This is a genomic window from Paenibacillus wynnii (genome assembly GCF_030812855.1).
In the GTDB taxonomy this organism is placed as follows: Bacteria; Bacillota; Bacilli; order Paenibacillales; family Paenibacillaceae; genus Paenibacillus_AQ; species Paenibacillus_AQ wynnii_A.
The window spans coordinates 48,339-72,875 of the sequence record NZ_JAUSTK010000011.1 but is presented as its reverse complement, the minus strand read 5'-3'; the positions used below and the strand labels follow the sequence as shown (position 1 = coordinate 72,875).

Sequence of the window (24,537 nt, the reverse complement as noted above, 5' to 3'; positions counted from 1 at the left end):
TCTACATAGGGGTAACAGTAAAGCATTGAAAAAAAAGAAAAAAGAATGAAAAAGTAACCAATTTCCGCAGAATTGCAGTACTAGAGGTTGATCTCTTTCATTCTCTTCTATTATCACTTCAGTCCGTGTGTTTATAGGGTTTTGTCATCATTTTGTAACGGGTTTAATTCAAATTTTCAATGCTTTCATTCTCATCCTCAACATCGTTCGCTTCTTCACTATAATTACGACCATTCCATAACAAAATGGAGATTAGTGTGAAAGCAATTAGTGCCAATAACGGAATTGTAATGAAGCCAAAAAAGTTAAGATAATCCTTGTTGCAAGGAACACCGATCGTACACGGTAGTATCTCACTTAAAGCCGGGATTTTCTGCTCGGCATAATGATATATAGAAATAGATCCGCCAATAAGACTTAGAGGTAACACATAAGGGATAATGCGTCTATCATTACGATAGGTGGCAATTCCGAGCAGAAATAACTGCGGATACATAAAGATACGCTGGAACCAGCATAGCTTACAAGGTTCATATTTTAGGACCTCACTTAAGTATAAGCTTCCAGCAACTGCGACAATGGATACAATCCAGGCCAGATACAGACAATGTTGGCGGCAAAAGGATTGAAATCGGCTCATGGGTTTTCAACTGCTTTGTAAGCTGTCTCTATTTCTTGTTGGATTGCTTCATAGTTGAAAGGCTCAAGAACCTTCTCTCCATTTACAAATAATGAAGGGGTTTGTGTAACTTTGTTTTCACTGGCCAGGTTATTGTCTTGCTCCAATTCATCAGCGTAGGTCTGATTTTCTATATCTTTGCTGAGGAGATCATAATCAATAGATAGTTTTTCCTGCTTAGCCAGATTCACCAGAAAATCCTTAGTTGCCCACTCTTCAGCTTCTGCACCTTGATTGGCATAGATGGCATCATAGAACTTCCAAAATTCCTCATTATTCTGATGATAAACGGATAACGCCGCAAGTGAAGCCGTTGTGGAATCAGGGCCTATGAAAGACATATTCACGAAATAGAGTGCTGCTTTCCCTTGATCTACATAGTCCTCAACGATTTGAGGTTTGATTAAACCTGTAAAATCTGCACAAGCCGGGCATTTGAAATCTCCAAATTCAACAAGTTTGATTGGAGCATCTTCTTTACCCAATCTAGGCATACTGCTGTAATCAAACTCAGCTGTTTTACTGGATCCACTCTCTCTGGAAGCCAGATAGAATAAGGCTGCAAAAAGAATAACCACTAGAGTTATAGTGCTTATCATAAAGATACGGTTTTTCTGTCTCTGTCGTGCCTGTTCTGCTATCCGCTTCTCTTGTTTACTGAGATTTGGGGCCTGGGTGATATTTTTTTTAGATGGGCTCAAGGGGAAATTCCTTTCTGTCCAATTCGGACGGGGAGTAATATTAATAAGCAATTAATAAAAATTATATAATTAATAGACACCCCTTGGCAAACTAGATTCCTCGTCCTTATCTAGGGGTTGTCTATTCTCCATCCTATTATTAGGAGATGTTTTAACTGATTTCGGAATCTCTAAAGGAATTCGGAAGATGAATTCCGCTCCCCCCTCCTTGGGTGATGCTGCCCAGATCTCTCCATTCATCAAATGAACAAATTTTTTGCAGATGGCAAGCCCTAACCCTATCCCTTCAAATTTACGATTATTAGAAGCATCAAGCTGGGTAAAGGGCTGGAATAGGAATTCAAGCTTCTTAGTGTCCAATCCTATCCCGGTATCTCTTATTTTAAATTGAAGGCCATAATAAGGCTCCGCTGTGTTGTACGGTTCAATCCTAAGACTCACGGTTCCCTTTGATGTGAATTTCACTGCATTCCCGACTAAATTCACCAAGATTTGCCGAATTCGAACTTCATCACCAATCAACATATCAGGAACACCTTCAGCGACATAAAATTCCAAACGTAAATTTTTTTCGCTTATATTCACCAAAAATAGATCCATACATTCCTGAATCAGCAAAGAAAGACGGAAGGGTGCTGTATGCAATTGAACGGCCTCCGCTTCCATACTGGACAACTCCAATACATCATCTATTACCTTAAGTAACGCCTGACTGCTTTTGGCCTGCAGCTTCAACAGTTCTAAATATTCAGGATTACTTAATTCATCTGCAAGAAGTCCATTAATCCCTATTATGCCATTCAGCGGAGTACGAATCTCGTGGCTCATGGTAGCTAAAAATTCGCTCTTCATTCGGGCGGCGCCTTCTGCCGCTTCTTTTGCGACGATAAGCTCCTCCTGAAATCGAGCATGCTCTGTGACATCCTTGGCCATTATATACACAAAATATGGATAGTCCGCTTTGAGAGGAAATACCGTTGTACTGCAAACTAAATTCATCCCACTTTTTGTTCGAATTGTGATTTGCAGCTTGCTTGAATTCCCATTGGCAGCCTTAAGTACAGCTTTATCCATAATTAACTTATCCGTTTCGCTGAATATCTCGCCTTGATTAACCAAAAGATCCTCTTTGGAATAACCGGTGGTATCAAATACAGCAGGATTCACGCTTATAATCGCCTTTTGAACAGGATCAATACAAATTACCATGTCCGGGCTAAATTGAAAGAGTGTCATATAGTGCTGCTCATAATAACGGGCCATCGTAAGCACGCTTTTCCGATCCTTGTACAGGACTCGAACAAAGAGCGATAGAATGAACAAAAACGCACCGAAAACCATATAAACGAGCAAAAAATCATCTAGCATTGGCCATTGGCCTGCATAAAGGGAAGGTTCTGAAAACGTGGTACCCCTCATTGCTGTATAGTGCATTGCCGTCACCGATCCGGTTAACAGCAGTATTATTATTGTTTTTCTGAAGGAAAATAGATTGTATTCATTACTCAGCCATTTCAAGTTATATGTAGCAATCACCACAGCGGATATTAATGCGGATACAAAAGAAAGGATCATAGACAAGGTATCTTGTTCGTACGATGCTGTCAGCCTTATCGCTCTTATCCCGCTATAATACATAAGAAGAAGACCCGCACTATATACAGTACCGGACAGAATCCCATTAAAAGTACTGCGATTATTCGAGCTGAGTAGCCATAAGGTTATATAGGAGGCAGCGATAGGAATTAGCAAAGAGAAAGCTAACAGCGGTATTTGGAAGGTTAGCGTGTTATTTAAATCCATCGCGAGCAGACCAATAAAGTGCATCGCCCATATCCCTAAACCCAATAAGAACGAAATCAGAAGTATTGAACGGTGTTTTCTGTTCCCGCGAAGGAGTCTGTCCGTAAGATCAATAGACATGAAGCAGGCCAAAAAAGCAATAAGCACGGAGAGTATGACATGCATCTCATTATACGAACTCATCGGATGAGACATAGCCTTTCTCTCCCTTCTTCTCACACACATTTAATTTATTAATCATTTACCCGGCAATATATACATAGAATCTTTTCACAATATAAAAAAGACACAGTGCTTTTCAGCACCATGTCCATGAGATCTAAAAATAATTGCAGTCAGTCGTTATGCTCCAGCTTCTTCAATCATTAACTGAACTTTTGTCACCTTAATTCGGGAAATACGTTTATTATCCATCTCGTCTACCATAAACAGATGATTATCGAACTCAACCGATTGTCCTTTTTGGGGAGGATTGATCTCCAGCTTGGAATAGAGCCAGCCGCCTATCGTGTCATAATCGTCCGTTTCCATATGAAGTCCCAACCGATCATTAATTTCTTCAATCAGCATTAATCCATCGACCGAATGTTCATCTTCTCCCAGCTTCTCGACACCAGGACGTTCTTCATCAAATTCATCCTGTATCTCTCCGACAATCTCTTCCATGATATCTTCCAAGGTAACCAGACCAGAAGTACCACCATATTCGTCGATCAAAATAGCAATTTGCGTCTTAGCACGCTGCATTACCTTAAGCAGAGCACTGATCTGTATGGACTCCGGAACCGTTAGAATAGGACGGATCAAATCCAGATAATTGGGTGCACTTTCCCTTATCAAATCTTTGATGTGAATAAAGCCCAGAATATGATCCTTATCTCCGTCGCAGACCGGGTAACGCGTTCGCATGCCGTCATAAGCAATTTCAAGATTTTCTTCCACAGAAAGATGATTGCTCAAACAGATCATTTCCGTTCTTGGAATCATGATTTCCCTTGCCATTGTATCCACAAACTCAAAAATATTATCTACGAGGTCCATTTCGGTCTTATCAATGAGTCCACTTTTATTGCTCTCTTGCATTAAAATACGAATTTCTTCCTCTGTATGTGCTGTTCCAACCTCTGAGGCAGGTGCCAGTCGGAATACACGCAGCAGCCCGCTAGCTAGACTTTTGACGATCCAGATAAACGGGTACATCAGATTGTAAAAGACATTCATCGGACCAGCCATCAATAAAAGTATAGATTCTGCATTGTTAACAGCAATGGTCTTAGGGGCTAATTCACCAAGGACAATATGCAGAACTGTGATAAGGAAAAATGCAATTAGGAGTGAGATGACGTGTACGGACGTTTCTCCAAATCCTAAGCCAGCTATTAACGGCCTTACTAAAGTGGCTATCGCCGGTTCGCCAAGCCAACCTAGAGCTAGTGAAGCAAGCGTAATGCCAAGTTGACAAGCTGATAGATAGGCATTGAGATTGTGAACAATATTACGTGCTGCTAAAGCTCTTTTGCTGCCCTCCTCAATGAGAGTATCAATACGGCCGCTGCGGACTTTTACCATCGCGTACTCAACCGAAACAAAAAAACCGTTTAACAGCACCAACAGAACAATTAAACTTACATTTAACATACCGGGCAAAGGGTCGCTCAAATTATACTCCTATCCGCCATTCTCCTCGTAGGACGGATAGGCACACCTCCTTCGTTTTTTCAAAGTGTTAGCCTGTAAATCGCCAAACGTTCCTTTCTCCATCAACTTCCCAAGTGTCTCAGCTCCTGACTGCATCACGAATTATAAATATATACATTATTATATATATTTATAATCTACACAGTCAAACGGCAACGTATGCCGACAGATTGGGCTATACAAGCATTTTTTTAACTATTCAGATCGATTTGGGCTCTAGAAGGCTGTAAGAGGACATCCTTGTCCTTCTGTCCTGAACACACTGAAAAAGCCCTCCTGTTGAGGAGGGCTTTAATTTACCAGCAGTTACGGGTGGTATTCCTGCTGCCATTACCTGGGGCGCCTGGGTATTGATAAGTAAGAGGTTCGTCGAAAGTAACATAATCTAAATTAATCATAAGTAATAAAAACCGCTGTCCCGTTGCCCGGTCGCTAATAATGATATGGTCACGGCCCGCAGCCTCTATAACGCCCTTAAATATCTTTGCATTCCACTCTGAATTATTCTCGTATGTCATGTAAAACGTACCTGTTTTACCCAAATTAAGGCGTAAAATATTTTCAATATAGGATTGCTCGAATACAGGCTGTGGGGTCGACACTACAGTTCCGGTGGGCGTCATCGGACTACCACTGGTGACCTGTGGCGGTTGACCGGTCATTCCACCTCCACCCATTCCGGGCATCCCTTGCGTTGTATTGCCCATTCCGGGCATCCCAGATGAAGCACTACCAATGGTATAAGTAACAGGACGATAAGGTTGAACTATCATGTATTGAACCTCCTAAAAGTTATGTGGAGAATGGACTCCTATTGAAATTACACATCTCTCAAAAAACTGATGGACAATCTGCTCTTGTTGGAGTAAAAAAACAGTGTGCTTTATAGCGGCCCGTATTTTGCTGATTATACCAGGTGGCTGGACAAGCTCCAGTAGGCCGGAAAAACCACAGAGCATTGGAGGCTGGCCGTACTCGTTCTCCAGCAATTGCACGATTAGCCAAACGAATATCTCTGTCACGGGCACGTTGATAGAAATATCCTTTGCTGGGCGCCTCGAAGCCGCCTGGACTCTGAAAGACCATCTGATCCACATTGCGGATATTGTCAAAGTCCAGACAATTGCCAAGAATCCGATTCACTCCGACATTACCGACCATCAGCATTCCCTGTTCTCCATCTTCCTCAGCCTCTGCCCTCATTAGCCGTGCAAGTACTTTTACATCTTCCGAATTCGTCTTAATGACGGCCACTCTCTCTCCTCCTTAAGAACTCCTTGTAGTCAACATCATGTTTCTTGACTGCACGATGTATTGTATGTGCGTTTGCCTAAGAGGTGACTGTTCTTAAGTTTTTTCCAGTTAAACACACGCTCCATTTTATAGTGATTAGAGTAATATCCTAAATATTAAATATCCCCTTGTTTGATGTGAACCAACAAGGGGATATTTGAACACCGCTTATAAAGGTGCTATATAACCTGAACAAAAGAAAATAACAAATAGCGAAAAGGAACGAAAGGGAAATTTGGAACTGTAGGAGCGATAGCGACCGCCCGAAAGCTTTCCGTAGGAAAGCTAGCTTCGAAAGCATAAGCTGTATCCGGATTTCAACCGCTAATAGCGGGTTAATTCAAAGAAAGTCTTACTACAACAGCGGCCGGAAGTCCAAATCTTCACGGTAGTGACGCCTGAGCCTTAAGTTAATATCTGGAGTTCATCATATATAGTAGAATAACCTTTATTTAACCCCCCTCAACGGTGGAGTACAAATGCTGACGCTGAAAACCATGATACCTCGTACCTTGATATGTTAAGGAGCCCGTATCTCCTTCTACACTAATTCCAAATTCATGGCCGTCTACTCTAAATTCCATTCTATTCCCGCCAGACAGCTCGAATGTTAAGAAGTAGGTTGTCGTTGTACGGCTTGAAATCCCTTCATCTTGCTGCTGACGGATTTCGCTACGTTTACTGACAATGCGAGCAGGGACGGTCAACAGGGGTGAGCTGTTATTCCGGCTCCACTGAAGTATGCCCCTGCCAGCGGATACCGCAATAATACCTACCATTACTACTAAGAAGATAGGTATCACCGTTCCGGTAAAATCAAACATCCATGAAGACTCCGGCCCCATTCCCATTGCTAATTCCCCCTTAACACCTTATTCTGCCCTTCGTTGCCTTGGACGCTTCCTTACATATATATGCTTCACCTAGTCCATACAGCATTAATAAAGTGGTTAAATCTACACCGAAGTTGTTATTTGAACATCAACAACACAAAAAGACCACACATTCTCTTAGGTTCAAGAAAGAAAATGTGTAGTCTTATCTATGCGTATGAATAATTAATTTAAGCATGTACAAGATCTAACAGTTGTTTAGTTTCATCATTTTGTTCTGGCATCATTCCGTTGTCTGCCCAACAAGCTCTGCATTTTTCTTCAGTTTCACACAAGTGAGCATCTTCACAGTTATAGCACAATTGCAGAAGGTTTCTAGTCACATAATCCGTTTTAAATGTTGTCATTATAATCTCTCCTATTCGGAATGAAAGTTTGTGAAATAATGAACTTGTTCTATGTGTTAAATATATCACACGTTATTTTCGGTTAATGTGATTTTTATCACAAACATAAAGAAAATTTTAAATAAGTTTTTTACGATTAATAGATCTTTCTCACCCCTAATCTCAACTAAAAAAGACTGCCATGAGGCAGTCTTTAAACCTGTTATTTACATGACGCTCCAGCTGAGTCCGCCGTTTACGGACTGAAGAAGAACTGATTTTTTATCCTCTTTCTTCTCAATCAACAGCCAGCCATAATTTTCAGTGAAGAACTGAAGCTTAACCACCTCGGGATAATCTGCCAGTTTAGATTGCAGAACCCTGCTGGCAGGCAGTCGTTTCCAAGTTGCTCCCTGGTCTTTGGTTTGATACAGGAGATTGCCTTTCAGCACCCATCCCATGTACGAATTGAGAAATATCGGTGGTACATTCCGATTTATTCCGCTTAATCTGCTAAGTGTAAATGGAGCAAACTTCCAGTTCTTACCTCCGTTTGCTGTAAAATAACCATGGTAGGTAATACTGTTGTCCTTATCAGTCTGGCAACCCACAGACATCCAGCCCTTAATGTTGCTTTTACCGAAAAAGTCAGGCTTTCCGGTAATAACCCGGTCGCATTGTGCCAACTGATCATTCATTAAGAACGATTGTCCGGGTCGCCAATTGATCCCTCCATCGCTAGTAATGAAGACTTTAGGGAGGGAAGCAGTCTGTAAAGTCGCAATACCAACATTTCTATTCATGAAGATCATGCCCGTTGTTACACCGGGTATAGGTATAGAAGGATTTGGGGAAATCGGACTATATTGCTCATTCTGCATTACAATGTTCCAAGAGGCGCCTCCATTAATTGTGGAGTATAAGGCTTTGCTTTCTTTATAGGAAGTGGAGTCCCAAGAAGTTAAAAGCCAGCCGCGCTCGGGTGTAATGAAATAAACAGAAGAGATAGGGTTGTCATCACCGAGAGAGGAAACTTTCCAGTTCAATCCTCCATCATGGGTACGCAGAACAATCGTCTCCGTATTCCCATACGAGCCCCGGATAATCCAGCCGTTGTTCGGGTCTGTGAAGAATATATCTTTTCCATAAACCGGGTTCTCTGAGAACTGAATGTTAGAAGATGGTGAGATATTCGCCCATGTCCTACCATTATTATGAGTCATGTACAACCGGAGCGAATTTTTGGTTACTCCCCAAGCTATTCCTTCGGAGACACTAAGCAGTTCGAAATCCGTAAGTCGGGTTTGAATTTGATATTTAGGTGCATTTATAGGATCTAAATTCTCACCGTCAGGTGTTATTATGGTGATCGTCTGTCCTTCTTCCGGTGCTTCCGTTGGTTGTGGAGACGGGATGGGCTCCGGAGGAGGAGATGAGCAAGCAGCTACTGTAAAGGCAGTCAGCAATAGCAGAAAAAGCAGTTTTATGGATCTCAAACCTACAGTTTTAAATGACATCGCTCTCTCCCCTCGGTTAAGTGAAACAAACGGCTGTATATATTAGAATCTAATTATTTTTTACTGTTGTTGTTAAGTTTACTATTGCGATATCCGTACAGCGCGTAAATTACCAAACCCACTGCAAGCCATATCATGAAACCAATCCAAGTCTCGCTCCCCAAATTATACATTAAATACCCACAAGCTGCCGCACTTAGTAAAGGTATTAATGGAACCCAAGGAACCTTAAAGCCACGCTTCAATTCCGGGTTCGAAGCCCGTAGAGATATTACACCCAAAGAAACGATAAGAAAGGCAAATAAGGTACCAATGCTCGTAAGATTAGCCAACCGGTCCAGAGGAACAAAACCAGTTAGCACGGCCACAATACCCCCGACCATCCATGTACTGCGAACCGGTGTATGTGTCTTTGAGTTAACCTTTGACAGGCTTCGCGGTAAAAGTCCATCCCGTGAGATCGCAAACAATAGACGTGTTTGACCAAAAAGCATTACAAGCAGCACAGTGGTCATCCCGGCGATGGCACCTACCGAGATAAGTCCTGCAATCATATTTTGATCCACAAAACGAAGTGCGAAGGAAACCGGGTCACTTACATTCAGGTTTTGATAAGGGACAATCCCTGTTAATATAAGCGAAACTGCAATATACAGAACGGTACAAATAGCAAGCGAAGATATTATTCCGATAGGGAGATCGCGCTGAGGACGCTTAACCTCCTCCGCTGCTGTTGAGATGGCATCAAAACCTATATAAGCGAAAAACACAGTAGCTGCCCCATTTACTACGCCATGAAAACCAAAGGGCATAAAAGGTGTCCAATTCTCTGGTTTTACATAAAAAATACCGGTGAAGATAAATAAAAGCACCACTGAAAGCTTAATGACGACCATGATCGCATTAAACCGGGCCGTTTCTTTAACCCCGCGTGTTAACAAGAATGATATCAGCAAAATAATGACGATAGCCGGTAAATTAACTATAGTTCCTTTATCCGCATCATACGCCCCGGTAAGAACAGTCGGTAAATGTAGACCAAATCCTTCAAGAAGCCCTTGGAAATATCCTGACCACCCACTACTGACTGCCGCTGCTGCAACACCGTATTCGAGGACAAGATCCCATCCAAGTATCCATGCAAGAAGCTCACCAAAGGCTACATAGCTATAAGCATAAGCACTCCCGGACACTGGGATCGTAGAGGCAAATTCAGAGTAACAAAGCGCTGACAGCACACAAGCAAATCCAGCAATTATAAAAGAAAGCACAAGTGCAGGTCCTGCATGCTCAGCCGCGGCTACACCCGTCATTACAAAAATCCCAGTACCGATAATGGCACCTACTCCAAGTGCTGTTAAATCTAATGCTCCAAGTGTTTTGCTCAAGTTGTCCGTATTCGCCCCTTGTGGTGCGGCTAACGGTTTTTTACGAAATAAATCCATAACTTAAATTCTCTCCTGTCAGTTGTGTGAAATTTCATGAGTTAGTTTATGGTGAGGTAGCCAAAAGCTTGATGCCAAGGCATAAAAAGATCACACCAGCGCCTATGTTAGCGCCTTCCTGAAAAAGTGGCCTTTCAAGCAGCTTACTGCTAAATATACCGGCAAAATAAGCACATAGCCCAAAGATTAATGCCGTTAATATTATAAAAATCAGTCCGAGCAAGATCATCTGAAGGGGCACCTGACCATACTCATAATTAACGAATTGTGGAAAAAAGGTCAGGAAAAAAATCGCTACCTTAGGATTTAGAACATTCATGATTAAACCCTTCCTCAGCAGAGATCCTTCATGTATCTTTTCTCCAGGAGTTAATGAAAGTGCAGCTTTGCGGAACTTCAGTGACTTCCAAGCCAGATTGAATAAATACAGCGCCCCGGCAATTTTAAAAAGTGTGAACAATATAGGCGAGGTCTTTACAAGAACAGATAGTCCAAAAGCTGCTGCAAGGGTATGTACTGTATTCCCAAGCGCCAGCCCGATTGCGGTATATAACCCCGCCTTACGTCCATTGGTAATGCCTTGCGTAATAGCGAAGATTAGATCCGGTCCAGGGATAAAAATCAGTAAAACAGCTGCCCCCATAAACAAAAAGAGTGTGGAAATGCTAAACATAGCTTCTCCTTTCTGGAACTCCTTATTTATTTTGTCCGAAATCGGGTAATGAATTAAAAGAACTCCGCTTGAAAACACTAAGTCTAGAGATTATGATGGATAAGAATGGACACAAAAAATACAAATTTGGAGGAGATGGAACAATGGCCCCCCCATTCAAGCCCAACCGTGTTGTAGTTATTGGCACAGGTGCGGTCGGAACGACAACGGCGTATACATTACTTCTGCGCCGCCGCATGCCCGAGCTTGTACTCATTGACGTTAACCACCAGAAGGCACTCGGTGAAGCGCTTGACATGAATCATGGTATGCCTTTTATTGGCGGAGTGAAGTTATGGGCAGGTACCTATGAAGATTGCAGAGAAGCAGACATCATAATCGTAACCGCCGGCGCCTCCCAAAAGCCCGGAGAGACAAGAATTGATCTCCTTCGCAAGAACATTGCCATCTTTAAAGATATCATTCAAAAAATTACAAAATACAACCAGCATGCTATCCTACTGATCGCTACGAATCCTGTGGATATCTTAGCCTATGCTACATTGAAAATAAGCGGATTTGATCGTAGACGTGTTATCGGATCAGGAACAGTTCTCGATAGTGCTCGATTCCGTTACCTAATTGGTCTGCACAAAGAAATCGATCCACGGAGTATTCACGGTCAAATCATTGGCGAGCATGGAGATTCGGAACTTCCAGTGTGGAGTCTGGCCAATGTCGCCGGAATCGAGCTCGGATTTGATGAGACGGAGCGCAAGGAAATTTTTGAAGACACCAAAAATGCCGCCTATGAAATTATCGATGCTAAAGGCTCTACCTCTTACGCAATCGCGCTGGCCTTAGATCGTATCGTCGTCTCCATTCTGAACAATGAAGGAGCCGTACTAAATGTCTCAACACTGCTGAACAACTATAATGGAGTAACCGATGTGTTCTTAGGAGCACCTTGCGTTGTAGACCGTTCCGGGGTTCGGGAAGTGCTTGACCTGCCTCTAAGCGAGGAAGAGCGGGCTCTCTTCCAGAAATCAGCAGAAAAACTCAAGGGTGAAATTTCCAAGCTTGAACTATTCTAAAGAAATCAGCCGCCAGAAGGATGAATTCAAATCCACTCTGGCGGTTTTTCCTATTCCTCCCCGGGCCCTATTCCGGGCGCTGATCGCCATCTCTACCTGACTGATCAGACTCTTTTCATCGGCACTGCGGGCGATCTTAGGTTCGAAATCGCATTTCATTATAAAGACAAAGGGATTATCACCAAAGTTATGGAAGGATTCCTTATCATCCGCTACGCGCAAACGCGTTAACTGGTTAAAGTTAGGATTGTTGTCAAGCTCATATCCGGGCTCTACGAGGAATCGGCCAATATTTGATAATGTTTATACGATTTGGAGGCTTGTCCTTCTCCACCCTCAATTGAATGACATAGAAGGACAGATAATGTACATTGAACTTCATGGCCTTGACCCCTATTCATGTTAGCAATACATAACGATCTTGTCATCCTCAAAAAGCACATTGTGCTTAAATTGGCACTAAGTTAACATAATATTTATTATGTTAACTTATCTCATTGCGCAACTGCGGCAGATGGACTCGGAGTTTGGACATGGCTTCCTCTTTCTCCCGGCTCGTAATGTGTGTGTATACTGTAGTAGTCTGAATCGATGAGTGGCCAAGCAGCTCCTGAACAGTACGCAGATCAGCCCCTTTTCGGAGAAGCATAGTAGCGAAGGAGTGCCGCAGCTTGTGACTGGAATAGGGGCGTCTTTGAGCAGCAGGAACTCCGCTTTGAAACCTATTAAAGGTATCCGCAGCGATTTGCTGAATTCCCCGAATGGAGAGTCTCCGCCCTTTTTGGGAAATGAATAAAGCCTCTTCCTTCTGGCGCCAAGGGTCTAAACGTTCTTCCAGTGCTATGTTCAAGAACGGAACAATTCCTTCGGGTACAGGTATATTCCGCCATTTTCGTCCTTTACCAAAAACTCGGAGCGAACTTCTTTCCCTATTATAGTCACTGATATTTAAGATATGAACCTCGCCCACCCGCAGTCCCATATAGGACATAAGCAAGAACACAGCTAAATTACGCCCCTTATATTTACCTTCTATAACAGACAAAAAACGCTCCAGGTCACTCTCATCCAGATAGACGGGCTCGCGGTTTTTTTCGGTTTTAGACTTTTTAATGCCCGCCGCAGGGTTGGAGTTGTACACCTCAAGCTCTATCAGAGCCTTAAAAAAGCAGTTTAACGAAGCATGCTTACGGTTACGGGTTGCATCACTGACCCCGCGCTCTCGGACAGAGGTAAGGTAGGAAACAACATGCAGTTTCTTAACACTTTCCAGCCCTTTTCCGTTTAGACTGTTCAGAAATTCACGTACATCTGCCAAATAGGATTTTTGGGTATGAGGGGTATATCCGGCATCTTTCATCCAGATCAGAAAAGCATTCAGTTCATCGTCATAGTCCTCGGTAAAGCTAATCACGACAAGTGCCCTCCCCTTTTTTCAATCTCAGAAAGTATTTATTGTACCATAGAATAGATGAGGAGAGATGTTGTTTTAAACAAGTTCATACATCGCTAACAGCAGTTTCTCCGTTCCACTCCCCTGCATGTTTCTGCACCGTAAGCAGAAATTGAGACAAGGCCGGCGATTGCCACTTTTTGATATGATACACAAGCTGGGTGGCAACCCGTTGTGACTCATCATTCCAATTCAACTTCATTAATTTCCCCTCGGACAGCTCACTCTTAACTGTGACAAACGGTAAAAAGGAGATACCTAGCCCTGCCATCACACATTGCTTGATCGCTTCAATACTCCAGAACTCAAGCTTCGGGTCCGAAAATACTCCATGGCTATTCAAATGCTTCTCAAATAAGATGCGATAGGAGCAGCCCGTTTCTGTATGGAGAATGGTTTCCGTTCTTAGGTCAAGAGGAGTTACCTCACTAAATTGAATAAGGGGATGATCTAGAGGTGCTACTAAGGCCATCTCTTCGTGAATGAGAGTCTCTATATGCATATCCTTGAACTCCGTCTCAGGTTGAAGTAGAAAAGCCAGATCCAGTTCCCCGGAGCGGATGCAATCAATAAGTTCCCAGCAGGCACCCGGCTTTAGAATGATTTGAACCTGCGGAAATCGTTCGCGGAATTCTTTAATAATCCCCGGAAGTCGAAAAGCAGCTAATGACTCCGGCGCACCAATCCGTAAAGTTCCTGTCAGTTCCGTCTCCGAACGTAGGGCGTCCTGAGCCATGCTATGCATTTTGGATATTTCCTGCGCATAGGGCAGTAGACGGCGTCCAGCGTCAGTGAGAATAATTTTTTTTCGGATTCGATCAAACAAAGGCTGACCTAACTCTGCTTCCAACGCTTGGATTTGGGCAGTAATGCTGGATTGCGCATAGTCCAGCTTCTGAGCAGCACGCGTAAAACTGCCTACCTCAACCACTACCAGAAAGGTAAAGAGATGACGTGACTCCATTAGGTTCCTCCTGACGGCTCTTCCATCGGTTTTTCGAATGGATAGTATTCAATAATTCCGTTTTTCCAATGGATCTATTATCTGATACTCTATATTAAAAGACAATAATAAAAGCTTAGGAAAGCAGGATGCTATTTATGAAGGAAACCACTGCTCTACAAAGAAACATCGGCATGCCGCAGGCGATTGCCCTATACATAGGTGCTGTTCTCGGTTCGGGGGTATTGATTGTACCCGGTCTGGCTGCCGAAATGGCCGGTCCTGCCTCTTTGCTCGCATGGGGATTTATGACCTTACTTATATTGCCTATGGCATTAACCATGGGGCTGCTATCCGCTAAATTCGCTAACGCGGGAGGAGTTTCCCATTTTGTCAGACTCGCTTATGGGCCGCGGGCAGGAGCCTTAGTCGGCTGGTTTTTCCTAATGTCAGTGCCAATTGGCGGACCTGTTGCCGCACTCACAGGAGCAGGATATATGACAGCTGCTATGGGATGGGGTGATCAAGCCAGAATAGCTTTGGCAGCCGGCATGCTGGCTATTGGACTCGTTACAAATTGGGTGGGTATGCAGTTGGCCGGCAAAATACAGATCGCCGTTGTTATCGCGATTGTAGCCGTACTCGTCTTCTCCTTTGCCGCGGCCCTCCCTCGGATGGAGAGTATTCACTTCACCCCATTCGTACCGCATGGATGGTTGAGTGTAGGACAATCCGCAGCTATTCTGTTCTGGTGTTTTATTGGCTGGGAGGCCGTCTCCCATCTGTCAGAAGAGTTCAAAGATCCACAGCGTGCAGCGGTTAAAGGTGTGACCATCGCCGCTATTATAGTAGGAATATTATATTTCCTATCCGCTTTAGCCACTGTCGGGACACAAAGTTACCTTAAAGGTGGCTCAGGGGCCTCACTCGTCTGGATTATCAGCCAGCCTTTGGGGGCTTGGGGCGGATTTATAGCAGGACTTACAGGACTTTTTATCTGTACGGCTACCATCATCGCTTACTCGGGTGCTGCCTCCCGCGTCGCCTTTGCTTTATCACGTCAGGATTATGCACCAAAGTGGATGGGTAAGCTGTCCAAACGATTTAATACACCTACGGGAGCGATTGGGTTTCTGTTGTTATGTTACACCTTCGTACTTTTCTTATATGGAAGCCGACTTCTCTCCATTACTACATTAATACAATTTCCCAACGCCACCTTTATTCTTACTTACATAGGAGGATGTGCTGCCGGTATCCGTCTCTTAAAAGGAAACACCCTAGGAGTGACGATCAGTTGGATTTCCTTTTTGGCAACAGCAGCCGTGTTCCCCTTTACAGGTTGGGCGATTGGATATCCGCTACTTATTACACTGATATTTGTAGGGTTTATATCTATCCGAAGAAGTGGCATCTCCGTAGAGTCTACTATTATCGCAACATCTCCAGGGGACAGAGAATAACCTGAGACTCGTTTCAGGTCGGCGGCTGGTGGTTATGAATTGGAGTGAGAGAATTTGACTATGATAGACCAAAGGAGTCGATTCCAATGCCAGAAGTGAACAAGATTGTCCTTGAACCCGCCGCTCAGAAATTCGCCGATGATAACTCCAAACCTCCCTTTTTACCCGATCTTGGTCCTGAAAAAGGGCGAGAAACGGTAAATCAAGTACAGTCAAGCGAAGTATACAAACCGGATGTAGAAATAAAAGACCTTAAAGTACCCGGTGGACCAAACGGAAGTATTTCCGTAAGAATCGTCCGCCCTAAAAACCCTTCAGCAGCCATCCTACCTATTATCGTCTATATTCATGGCGCAGGCTGGGTGTTCGGCAATGCACATACGCATGACCGATTGATCCGCGAACTAGCCGTCGGTGCTGAAGCAGCTATTGTGTTTCCAGAGTACAGCCTTTCCCCGGAGGCCAAATATCCAATAGCCATCGAGGAAATCTATACCGTTGTGAAATGGGCTGCCGAAAAGGGGTCTGAACATGGGCTTGATTCAAGTCAATTAACCATAGCAGGAGATAGTGTAGGCGGAAACATGGCCGCAGCGATTACACTGATGGCTAAAGAACGCAAAGGGCCTAAAATTTCCAAGCAGCTTTTGTTCTATCCGGTCACGGACGCTTCCTTCGATACGGGTTCCTATAATCAGTTCGCCGAAGGTTATTTCTTGCAGCGTGAAGGTATGAAGTGGTTTTGGGATCAATATACCACCGACCCTGAAGAACGGGCGCAGATCACTGCCTCTCCCCTTCGCGCCAGTATCGATGAGCTGCGTAATTTACCAGAAGCCTTGGTCATTACCGCTGAAGCGGATGTATTGCGTGATGAAGGGGAAGCCTATGCCGCCAAATTACGTGAAGCAGGCGTTAAAGTGACAGCAGTTCGTTTTCAAGGGATTATCCATGATTTTGTTATGCTGAATATTCTGGCAGACACCAATGCCAAAAAAGGTGCAATTCTACTGGCCACTACTTGGTTGAGGGAATAGTCTAATGTAACACAACCCCAAATAAAGCCATCTTCACTTCAAAGTGAGGATGGCTTTTGCTATTAGATTAATGGTTACTCCCCTTTTTGAAGGTATCGACCGATCCGTTTAGCTGCTTCCACTAATCTTGACTCTTCTTCAACGAGCGCAATCCTTACAAACCCCTCTCCTTGTGAACCGAATGCATCACCAGGAATCACGGCTACTCCCGTCTTCAGTAACAAATCGCGGGCAAAAGCTCGAGAACTCCCGACCTCCGAGGGGTTGTCCATTTCTTCTGGAAGTGGAGCCCAAATGAACATTGTTGCTCTCGGCTTCGGGACCACCCAACCTTCTAGAGCCAGGGCTTCGACAAATACATCACGACGGCGTTCATATAATGAAGCAACGCCTTCACTCGCGTCGTTCCCCGTCATAGCCAATTCCAAAGCTACAATAGCCGCTTCCTGTATAGGGTCAAACACACCGTAATCCATATTCCCTTTCAACTCGCGGAGTGCAGAGATGGCTTCTCGATTCCCTGTCATAAATCCAATACGACACCCCGCCATGTTAAAGCTCTTGGAGAAGGAATGGAATTCAACCGCCGTATCTATCGCTCCAGGCACCTGTAAGATACTTATAGGTTTATAGCCATCGAAGCCCATCTCCGAATAAGCGAGGTCATGAATAACGAGGACCTCCCATTTACGGGCAAGTGAGATTAGTTTTGCAAAAAAGTCCATATCCACTTCCGTTGAAATGGGGTTTCCAGGAAAATTTAAGAGGATGAATACAGCCTCTCTCCATACTTCTTCCGGGATGCTATCTAAATCCGGTAAAAAGTCATTTTCAGCTAGCAACGGAAGACTCCATGGTCTCACCCCTGCAATTGCTAGTGAACCGGCATAGATAGGGTAACCTGGATCAGGTACAATCGCCAGATCACCCGGATTACAAATAGCCAACGCCATATGGGCAAGACCATCTTGTGAACCCATAAGTGCAACAAGCTCTTCTTCCGCATTCACAGTTACGCCAAAACGTTTTTTCATCCAGGCGGCAGCCTGTTTACGAAAGGCCAAGCTCCCCTTTGATGAAGGATAGGAATAACTGTTCTCCCTGATAACCGCAGCGCTTAAAGTTTGGCGTATTTCAAGAGCAGGTGCCTGATCCGGGCTGCCAATCCCTAAATCAATCACATCCAAACCCGCCTGAATAGCCTCTCCCTTCCAACCTGCTACCTCTGAAAAAATGGAGGAACCAAGATGTGATAATTTTTCAGCTCTCCATTTCACTTTATTGCCACTAAAAGTCAATGAAATCCACCCGCTTATTTTTTTCAATCATTATAGCATGCTCAGGCAAAGCTTGACCGCTACAAAAAACAATAAACGTGATCAATGATCATCTGGATTATTACCTAAGTTAATTTCTGTGATCCGGCTTTCCAGGTGAATGGATTCACTGGACCCAATATGAAAGGCCGTCCCGTTGGAAAGAGATAATACCTTGATAGCATCCAAACGTATAACCGACGCAGACGAATCCGTCATGATCTCCATTTCATCGTCTTCATCCAAAGTATTCAGCCAAACCGGGAACGCTTTATAGAGCGTTTTCTCTTCGCTGTCACCTTCGTTCGGCTTCTCATTTGATTGGAGAACTTCCTTTCTCCCCATAAAGTTTGATTTCATACAACCGACAGATCCGCATACAAAGATAGAACTATTGGACAAGTCATTAATATAGACATTTCTAATCATGGAATTGCGCATAGGTCAATTTTCTTTATCCGGCAGAGGAGAATCTGGACTGTTTCTGCTGTCACATACAGATGAACAGTTAATGTTTTGGGCATCTCCTACTAACAAGACCGACGATCCTGATATCGATATCACTTTCACTGCGCTCATATTCAGTTTTTTATTAACAACAGTCAGATTCATCTGGATTCCACCTTCGCTTCATATTCCAATTCGACATGCCGTTTCATAGTCTTATCAATATCAACTTTAATTTGCTCAAAAATGGAAACGCAAATCTCTTCGTCGTTTTCCAGCCTCTGCTGTGCAACGGGAAGCTGACCGAGATATTCAAAAATCCGTTCATCCATCTGACGCTGTAGATCCTGCATCACCATTTGAATGTATGTCTCGTTAATACTTAGTCTGCTCTCGATGGCCAATTGTAAAATCCGCTCCGGGGCTTCTTGCTGCAAATAATCCACAACCTGCGGACGGATTTTTTCATATAAAGCTGTGCGATCTGCATCCTGCGACCCAATGGATTGACCGTTAACCATTACCTCTTCCAGCTTGTTCCCTTCACTCGGTGTTACTCCTATATTTAAAGTGCCTTCCAGCTTCTCAATTTTCAACTGCTCAAAATGGTAATTAATTGGCCCGATAGTCGCCGCTTTATTATTTTTCAGACTGTCTACCTCGCTTTGCAGGTCCCGAACCATCTTTTCTAACTGCTGAAGTTTCTCGGATTGCACACTTAATAGATCAAATAACTGCTGTACGTAAAATGGGTGCATACAATTCCCCCCTCTAGCTTAATTGTATGCGGGGGACCCACTCCTAATTCAACGTGGATATAGCTTAGTGGGTGCCGGTAGGGGTACAAGAGGTGCATCTTTTATTGTCGTAGACCTGGCCGGAGGTGATCGTGTGTCATTACTTTCATAGTTGTGTGATAAGGCGTTAATCTTGCCGGATGTACCCATCTGAAAAACCGACGAATTAGAAATGCTGCCTATTTTAAGATTTTGTACTGAAATGCACTGATAGACTGAAATATTCAATTCAACCACACCCTTTAAGTAGGTGATACCTGATCCACCACATCCGAATCCATCGTATTCGCGATGCTGCCTTGATTATAGGTAATATTGGTACCGAGAGAGTCGCCTATGGAAAAAGAGTTGGTACCGGCATAGTACTTAGAGTTACTGCTTAATATAACGGAGGCTGTATTTCCAACCAGAACAGTGGAACTGGGGCCTACGCTGTTAATTTTGATATTTCCAATGATGGATACCACCATTCCACTCCCTTTTGAAGATGATAAGCCATTCTATGTAGATATTCGCCCAAGTGTCACTGAAAAACTCCTCCGCCCATACTATGGATAAACACAGATGGGAGGCGTAAGACTCATGAAATCAAATAAGTCCAACCCTATGGATTGGATGAGTGAGGATCCTTTTTTTAAGAAGCAGTTATCTATAAAGGGCCTTGAGGATCAGCTGAAGCTGGACCCGCATCAAATCGACAGCTATGTGGAAAAAATAATCCGGGAGGCGACCTCCTCGGCCTTGACGAACGAAGAATCCAGTTTGCGTTATGAACATGTCGACACCCACAATTTCCTGATTACAAAAATACGAATTCCGAGTCGGATCCATCCCGAAAATATATGGGTGCAGCTAAACAGGACACAGATAAAAATCAATGGAATAGGAAATGACAAAGGTGAAGTCATTCAGCTCCCGGTTCCAATTAACCCGGATCAGAGCAAAGGTACCTTCAAGCAGGGTTCTTTGCAGCTCAGAATGCCAAAAATGCTTTCCGGCCGTTTTAAAGACATAGATATCCGTTTTTTATAGTTTTCCCCTCTTTGTTTTCACCACCCATTGACCATGTGGACAACTGAAAACCCCTTAAAAGCGAAACAGCGTATAATTTATGTTATACGCTGTTTATTTTCGTGATTTACTCAACTTATTCGCATAATTAACAGGTTTTAAACTTCGCGAACAAAGTATGAAAGAATCTCCGAACTACTGCATAGATATATAGAAACAAGCTAAGAAAAGGTGGGACCATTCATGTCTAAAAATAAACGTGGCAAAGCGCTCTGGCGTATGCCATCTCGCAGCAGAGGCACTTGTCCGATTTGTGGCAGCACTCGTATCAAGCTTTTGTTTACCGGAAAAGGAATTTCGGGGGAGAAAATTGATGTATGCAAGAAATGCCACGGCAAGCAAGCGGGCTAAATGCACAATTAAAAGCGGCAGTCTTGGACGAGAAACAAGTCCACGGCTGCCGCTTTTTTTATAAAATGATTATTTTACTCAAACGGACTCCACAGCCCTTATTGTTGTCTGAATGTCCTGGTTAGATTATTAACGGACACAGATAGCACTATTTGTGTATCCAAAGCCTTAATTGACCTCATTTCGACTAAATAGCTGCATCTCTGTCCGTATGCTTAAGAAAAGAGCGTTTATCACATAAATAGGGTCACCTGAGTCCGCTAGACCACGATTTGAGTAAAGATCCAGCACTATTGTTGATAGGTTATCTCGTAGAAGCTTCGATTCTCTCCCCATTCATTTCTCTCGGGCCGCCCTTTGTTTAACTAACTAATATGTCCCCATGGGTGAACACTTTGATATCCTACATAGGATACCTGTATTGAATTGAGTTGGAACTTCACCAGGAGTGTAGCTATTGATGATCTTGATGAGAGGTGAGAAATTATGAAGGTACACGACTGCCCTTCTTGTAACTCCTACAGTAAAGAGTCTATGATCGTCATCCAGAATGCGTTGGATCTTTCAGAAGAGATACTAAAGTGCAGTGTCTGTTCCTGAAGCGGAAAGTGGTCGGACATGAAAGTCCGGGAGATTCCAGGCTACGAACTGATTACAGACTATAGGGGTGCTTCATTCCGATCAAACTAGAATTCAAGCTTCGGAGGTTGTTGCCCTCATTGTCGAGGAGAGGATCCTTTATTCTGGTGGCAAAACTTTCTAAGTTGTTATTTAAGCATCATCCCCTACTTACTTACACGTTTAATCTAAGAAACGACCGTTAGCACAAAAAAGGGATACGCTCGCTTGTCAGCGATGTATCCCTTTGGATGTTCGTATACTGGTTAGGTCTGCCCGACCAGTCCTGCCCGGCTGTTTTTGTCCCAACAATCGCTGTGTGTACACCAGGTGTACTGAGAGTGAACCGTAAAGCGGTCTCTACTCCCTTTTGATGATCTGCCAAGAAGCCATACCCTAAATCACGCAAGCGGTTCCAGTAAATATAAGGATAGGCGGTTTCATCCATACTCTCATAAGTCCAGGCTGCATTGGCGATTGGTCGCTTAGCGGTTACGCCCACATTCCGTTTGATCGCCTCGTCCAGCGTTAAATCGATCGCTTCCTGATCGGCAATGTTAACCGAGATCTCCAAGCTGTCGAATAAGCCAGTCTGAACAGCGTATAAGGCATCTTTTCGATCCCCGCTGTAACCGATATATTTAGTTTTGCCAGCCTGCTTTGCGCGCTGGAGAACTTCAATCACTCCGCCCTCACGCAAAACCTCTTCTCTGCAGCTGTGCAAATGAATCATATCCACGTAATCCGTATTTAGACGCTTAAGACTTCGATCAATACTTTTTTCGAGCATCAAGAGATCCCAGTCGGCATAATCGAATCCCGCGGAATGTCCGCATTTGGTGAAGAGATAATAATCGCTTCAGCGCCCACCTAACACTTTCCCAATCAGTTCCTCGCTATTGCCATAGCATTCAGCCGTGTCAATTAGGTTAAGTCCGGCATCTACTGCCCGTCCTAGCAAGAGATCTACCGTTTTCTCATCCGAGCTGCCAATTTCAGCCCCACCAAAACCCAGAATACTAACATCCATATCTGTATTGCCATATTTGCGCTTTTCCACAATAGCTGCCTCCCTTAGCAATTTGAGATATCTTATAGATTATACCCCTCTGGGAAAAAAGGAAACTTTCAGAGTATCTCAAATTATTCTAAAAACCCTAAGCACACTTATGAAGGCATGAGGGTTTGTACTCATTTTAATGCTAATTCGGAAAGTTTAACTGCCACGACACACCAAATCGATTGTTGTATGAATAAGCTTTTCCAAATTAAACTTTACATTTCGTGGCATATAGCACAGGATAGAAGCTAGTCTATTTATGGTTACAGGTATAGGCTCATGTATTATAAAAGGGGTATGAACGGCTTCGGCTAAACGCATTCTAAACTCCTTACACTTTTATTTCTCCCTTTTTACATTACAATTATATAGAATAGAGTATAAATATTCATACATAAGAACGTATTTACAGTAGGGGGTTCTCTCATTTATGAATCAACATTTAAGACATATTCATCCTTTAGCATGGACAATCATCATCGGAACCATGTTCGGGCGCCTCGTCACCTCAATGAGCATTCCCTTTCTATCCATCTATCTAACTCAGGTGCTGGGCGTTTCTCCTACTCAAACAGGATTTACCGTCGCCGTCAGTTCACTCGCTGGTGTCTTGATCAGCTTCTACGGAGGTTATATCTCGGATGTCATTGGCCGCAAAATCGTAATGTTGGTTTCTGTTTTTGGCTGGGCTGCCGTATTCTTTGGGTTCTCCGCAGCCCAGCATCTCTGGGTTTTCTTCCTGGTGAATACACTTAACGGGTTATGCCGTGCCGTATTCGAACCCACTTCACGGGCCTTATTGTCAGATATTACACCTAAGGATCATAAACTGCTTGTGTTCAACTTAAGATACGCTGCGATTAATCTGGGTGTTGTCTTTGGTCCTATTATTGGCTTACAGCTGGGCTCAGCGAAATCAACCTTCCCGTTTCTCATTGCTGGAATCGTCTATATCGCCTATGGTCTTGTTCTATTTTTACAATTTAACCTACATAGTACTAGCCTGCCCGAACCATCGAAGGTCCAAGCCCCGCGCTTACTTGAAGCTTTAGCAACCACTGGACGAGATCGTGTTTTCTTACCTGTGCTGCTGGGTACCATCTTTTGCGTGCTCGGTTATGGACATTTCAGCTCCACGCTAGCACAATATTTAGCGATGAACTCTCATTTTTCCGATGGCAGGCAGTTATTCTCTTATATGCTGTCCCTAAATGCAGTTACCGTTCTGGTTGTGCAATACCCCATTGTCCGTACAGCCAGTAAATTCCCTCCGCTCGTACCTCTAATCCTAGGAAATGCCTGTGTAGCGCTTAGCTTGCTTCTGTTTGGGCTGTCTGAAAGTGTTGCTTTGCTTATGTTCAGTGTTGTTCTGTTTACTGTAGGTGAGGTTTTACTGTTTACTATGATGGATATGCTAATTGATCGAATCGCTAAGCCGGAGTGGAAAGGTACTTATTTTGGAACCATAGGGTTTAATAATATAGGAAACGTAGTTGCACCCATTCAAGGTGGGCTCCTGCTGGATTACTTTGGTGCTTATAACGGCCCTGCCGTCTTTGGACCTCTGGCTATAACAGCGGCTTTGGGTCTTCCTTTCCTGATCACTGCTCATAGACGCCTTACAGTAAGGGAGAAGCTAATAACAATGAGTGAAAGCAACAATGTACAACTTTGATAGCTACGTTTTGATTAGAACCCAGCAAAAAACCTTTTTCAGGTTTTTTGCTGGGTTCTTTGTTTATGAATGGAAAAATATATAATTAAGTTTACATAATATTAATTATGTAAACTTAATTATATTCATATTCCCATACGCTCCCAACAATACCCGACCTTTAAACGGATCCTGCGCAGCATCAAATATCAGGTTTGAGAATTTT

At 43.5% G+C, this 24,537-nt stretch carries 24 protein-coding genes and 2 pseudogenes; 6 read left to right on the top strand and 20 right to left on the bottom strand.

Going from position 1 to position 24,537, the window contains the following annotated elements; translation table 11 throughout:
* Nucleotides 1-163 precede the first annotated feature (163 nt).
* The 11 genes from J2T20_RS12955 to J2T20_RS12905 form a co-directional block, all read right to left on the bottom strand.
* Nucleotides 164-640, bottom strand: a complete 477-nt coding sequence (locus J2T20_RS12955) for a disulfide oxidoreductase (protein ID WP_307588910.1) — start codon at nucleotides 638-640, stop codon at nucleotides 164-166.
* Complete coding sequence (locus J2T20_RS12950; RefSeq protein WP_307588908.1) at nucleotides 637-1,380, bottom strand: DsbA family protein; 744 nt, start codon at nucleotides 1,378-1,380, stop codon at nucleotides 637-639. Before J2T20_RS12950 ends, J2T20_RS12955 begins: the two co-directional genes overlap by 4 nt.
* Before the next feature lie 69 nt (nucleotides 1,381-1,449).
* Complete coding sequence (locus J2T20_RS12945) at nucleotides 1,450-3,378, bottom strand: sensor histidine kinase (RefSeq protein ID WP_307588907.1); 1,929 nt, start codon at nucleotides 3,376-3,378, stop codon at nucleotides 1,450-1,452.
* 147 nt (nucleotides 3,379-3,525) lie between these two features.
* On the bottom strand, nucleotides 3,526-4,842 hold the full coding sequence (locus J2T20_RS12940; protein ID WP_307588905.1) for a hemolysin family protein: 1,317 nt from the start codon (nucleotides 4,840-4,842) through the stop codon (nucleotides 3,526-3,528).
* A 335-nt stretch (nucleotides 4,843-5,177) separates the two neighbouring features.
* Nucleotides 5,178-5,654 carry a spore coat protein GerQ gene (gerQ, locus tag J2T20_RS12935; protein ID WP_373457792.1) on the bottom strand — a complete coding sequence of 159 codons (477 nt, stop codon included), beginning with the start codon at nucleotides 5,652-5,654 and terminating at the stop codon, nucleotides 5,178-5,180.
* Between the two features lie 58 nt (nucleotides 5,655-5,712).
* Nucleotides 5,713-6,135: a cell wall hydrolase gene (locus tag J2T20_RS12930; protein WP_307588903.1), complete on the bottom strand. Its 423-nt coding sequence runs from the start codon at nucleotides 6,133-6,135 to the stop codon at nucleotides 5,713-5,715.
* Between the two features lie 491 nt (nucleotides 6,136-6,626).
* Nucleotides 6,627-7,019 carry a DUF2500 domain-containing protein gene (locus tag J2T20_RS12925; RefSeq protein WP_307589063.1) on the bottom strand — a complete coding sequence of 131 codons (393 nt, stop codon included), beginning with the start codon at nucleotides 7,017-7,019 and terminating at the stop codon, nucleotides 6,627-6,629.
* Between the two features lie 218 nt (nucleotides 7,020-7,237).
* Entirely contained in the window at nucleotides 7,238-7,414 is a 177-nt protein-coding gene (locus J2T20_RS12920; RefSeq protein ID WP_169744137.1) for a hypothetical protein, read from the bottom strand.
* Between the two features lie 206 nt (nucleotides 7,415-7,620).
* Nucleotides 7,621-8,910 carry a hypothetical protein gene (locus tag J2T20_RS12915; protein WP_307588901.1) on the bottom strand — a complete coding sequence of 430 codons (1,290 nt, stop codon included), beginning with the start codon at nucleotides 8,908-8,910 and terminating at the stop codon, nucleotides 7,621-7,623.
* 53 nt (nucleotides 8,911-8,963) lie between these two features.
* A complete protein-coding gene (locus J2T20_RS12910; protein ID WP_307588899.1) occupies nucleotides 8,964-10,355 on the bottom strand; it encodes an amino acid permease in 1,392 nt (463 codons plus the stop codon).
* Nucleotides 10,356-10,401: 46 nt separating this feature from the next.
* Entirely contained in the window at nucleotides 10,402-11,028 is a 627-nt protein-coding gene (locus J2T20_RS12905; protein WP_307588898.1) for a LysE family translocator, read from the bottom strand.
* 143 nt (nucleotides 11,029-11,171) lie between these two features.
* Here J2T20_RS12905 and J2T20_RS12900 point away from each other — a divergent pair, with 143 nt between their 5' ends.
* Nucleotides 11,172-12,101: an L-lactate dehydrogenase gene (locus J2T20_RS12900; protein ID WP_307588896.1), complete on the top strand. Its 930-nt coding sequence runs from the start codon at nucleotides 11,172-11,174 to the stop codon at nucleotides 12,099-12,101.
* 69 nt (nucleotides 12,102-12,170) lie between these two features.
* Here the strand turns inward: J2T20_RS12900 and J2T20_RS12895 are convergent.
* The 3 genes and pseudogenes from J2T20_RS12895 to J2T20_RS12885 all read right to left on the bottom strand — a co-directional run.
* A pseudogene (locus tag J2T20_RS12895) lies at nucleotides 12,171-12,483 on the bottom strand (DUF3900 domain-containing protein); the annotation flags it as partial.
* 102 nt (nucleotides 12,484-12,585) lie between these two features.
* Nucleotides 12,586-13,515 (bottom strand): tyrosine-type recombinase/integrase, encoded by a 930-nt coding sequence (locus J2T20_RS12890; RefSeq protein WP_307588895.1) that lies wholly within the window; start codon nucleotides 13,513-13,515, stop codon nucleotides 12,586-12,588.
* A gap of 85 nt (nucleotides 13,516-13,600) precedes the next feature.
* Nucleotides 13,601-14,518: a LysR family transcriptional regulator gene (locus J2T20_RS12885; protein WP_307588894.1), complete on the bottom strand. Its 918-nt coding sequence runs from the start codon at nucleotides 14,516-14,518 to the stop codon at nucleotides 13,601-13,603.
* Nucleotides 14,519-14,655: 137 nt separating this feature from the next.
* On the opposite strand from J2T20_RS12885, the gene J2T20_RS12880 reads away from it, so the two are divergent.
* Both J2T20_RS12880 and J2T20_RS12875 read left to right on the top strand, forming a co-directional pair.
* Nucleotides 14,656-15,960 carry an APC family permease gene (locus J2T20_RS12880; protein ID WP_307588892.1) on the top strand — a complete coding sequence of 435 codons (1,305 nt, stop codon included), beginning with the start codon at nucleotides 14,656-14,658 and terminating at the stop codon, nucleotides 15,958-15,960.
* 86 nt (nucleotides 15,961-16,046) lie between these two features.
* Entirely contained in the window at nucleotides 16,047-16,997 is a 951-nt protein-coding gene (locus J2T20_RS12875) for an alpha/beta hydrolase (RefSeq protein ID WP_307588890.1), read from the top strand.
* A gap of 74 nt (nucleotides 16,998-17,071) precedes the next feature.
* Here J2T20_RS12875 and J2T20_RS12870 read toward each other — a convergent pair whose 3' ends face one another.
* The 5 genes from J2T20_RS12870 to J2T20_RS12855 form a co-directional block, all read right to left on the bottom strand.
* On the bottom strand, nucleotides 17,072-18,295 hold the full coding sequence (locus J2T20_RS12870) for an aminotransferase class I/II-fold pyridoxal phosphate-dependent enzyme (RefSeq protein WP_307588888.1): 1,224 nt from the start codon (nucleotides 18,293-18,295) through the stop codon (nucleotides 17,072-17,074).
* 81 nt (nucleotides 18,296-18,376) lie between these two features.
* Nucleotides 18,377-18,742: a spore germination protein GerPE gene (locus tag J2T20_RS12865; protein ID WP_307589062.1), complete on the bottom strand. Its 366-nt coding sequence runs from the start codon at nucleotides 18,740-18,742 to the stop codon at nucleotides 18,377-18,379.
* 179 nt (nucleotides 18,743-18,921) lie between these two features.
* Entirely contained in the window at nucleotides 18,922-19,518 is a 597-nt protein-coding gene (gerPC, locus tag J2T20_RS12860; RefSeq protein ID WP_307588886.1) for a spore germination protein GerPC, read from the bottom strand.
* Nucleotides 19,519-19,566: 48 nt separating this feature from the next.
* Nucleotides 19,567-19,794 (bottom strand): spore germination protein GerPB, encoded by a 228-nt coding sequence (locus J2T20_RS25770; protein WP_373457791.1) that lies wholly within the window; start codon nucleotides 19,792-19,794, stop codon nucleotides 19,567-19,569.
* Nucleotides 19,795-19,799: 5 nt separating this feature from the next.
* Complete coding sequence (locus J2T20_RS12855; RefSeq protein ID WP_307588884.1) at nucleotides 19,800-20,027, bottom strand: spore germination protein; 228 nt, start codon at nucleotides 20,025-20,027, stop codon at nucleotides 19,800-19,802.
* Between the two features lie 112 nt (nucleotides 20,028-20,139).
* On the opposite strand from J2T20_RS12855, the gene J2T20_RS12850 reads away from it, so the two are divergent.
* Both J2T20_RS12850 and J2T20_RS12845 read left to right on the top strand, forming a co-directional pair.
* Nucleotides 20,140-20,589, top strand: a complete 450-nt coding sequence (locus tag J2T20_RS12850) for an Hsp20/alpha crystallin family protein (protein ID WP_307588882.1) — start codon at nucleotides 20,140-20,142, stop codon at nucleotides 20,587-20,589.
* 222 nt (nucleotides 20,590-20,811) lie between these two features.
* The gene (locus J2T20_RS12845) at nucleotides 20,812-20,979 is read left to right on the top strand and encodes a hypothetical protein (protein WP_307588881.1); all 168 of its coding nucleotides are present in this window, start codon (nucleotides 20,812-20,814) and stop codon (nucleotides 20,977-20,979) included.
* Between the two features lie 820 nt (nucleotides 20,980-21,799).
* On the opposite strand, the pseudogene J2T20_RS12840 reads toward J2T20_RS12845, so the two are convergent.
* Nucleotides 21,800-22,657 (bottom strand): annotated as a pseudogene (locus J2T20_RS12840) (aldo/keto reductase).
* A 430-nt stretch (nucleotides 22,658-23,087) separates the two neighbouring features.
* Between J2T20_RS12840 and J2T20_RS12835 the strand changes: the two are divergent.
* Nucleotides 23,088-24,332: an MDR family MFS transporter gene (locus J2T20_RS12835; protein WP_307588880.1), complete on the top strand. Its 1,245-nt coding sequence runs from the start codon at nucleotides 23,088-23,090 to the stop codon at nucleotides 24,330-24,332.
* Nucleotides 24,333-24,537 lie beyond the last annotated feature (205 nt).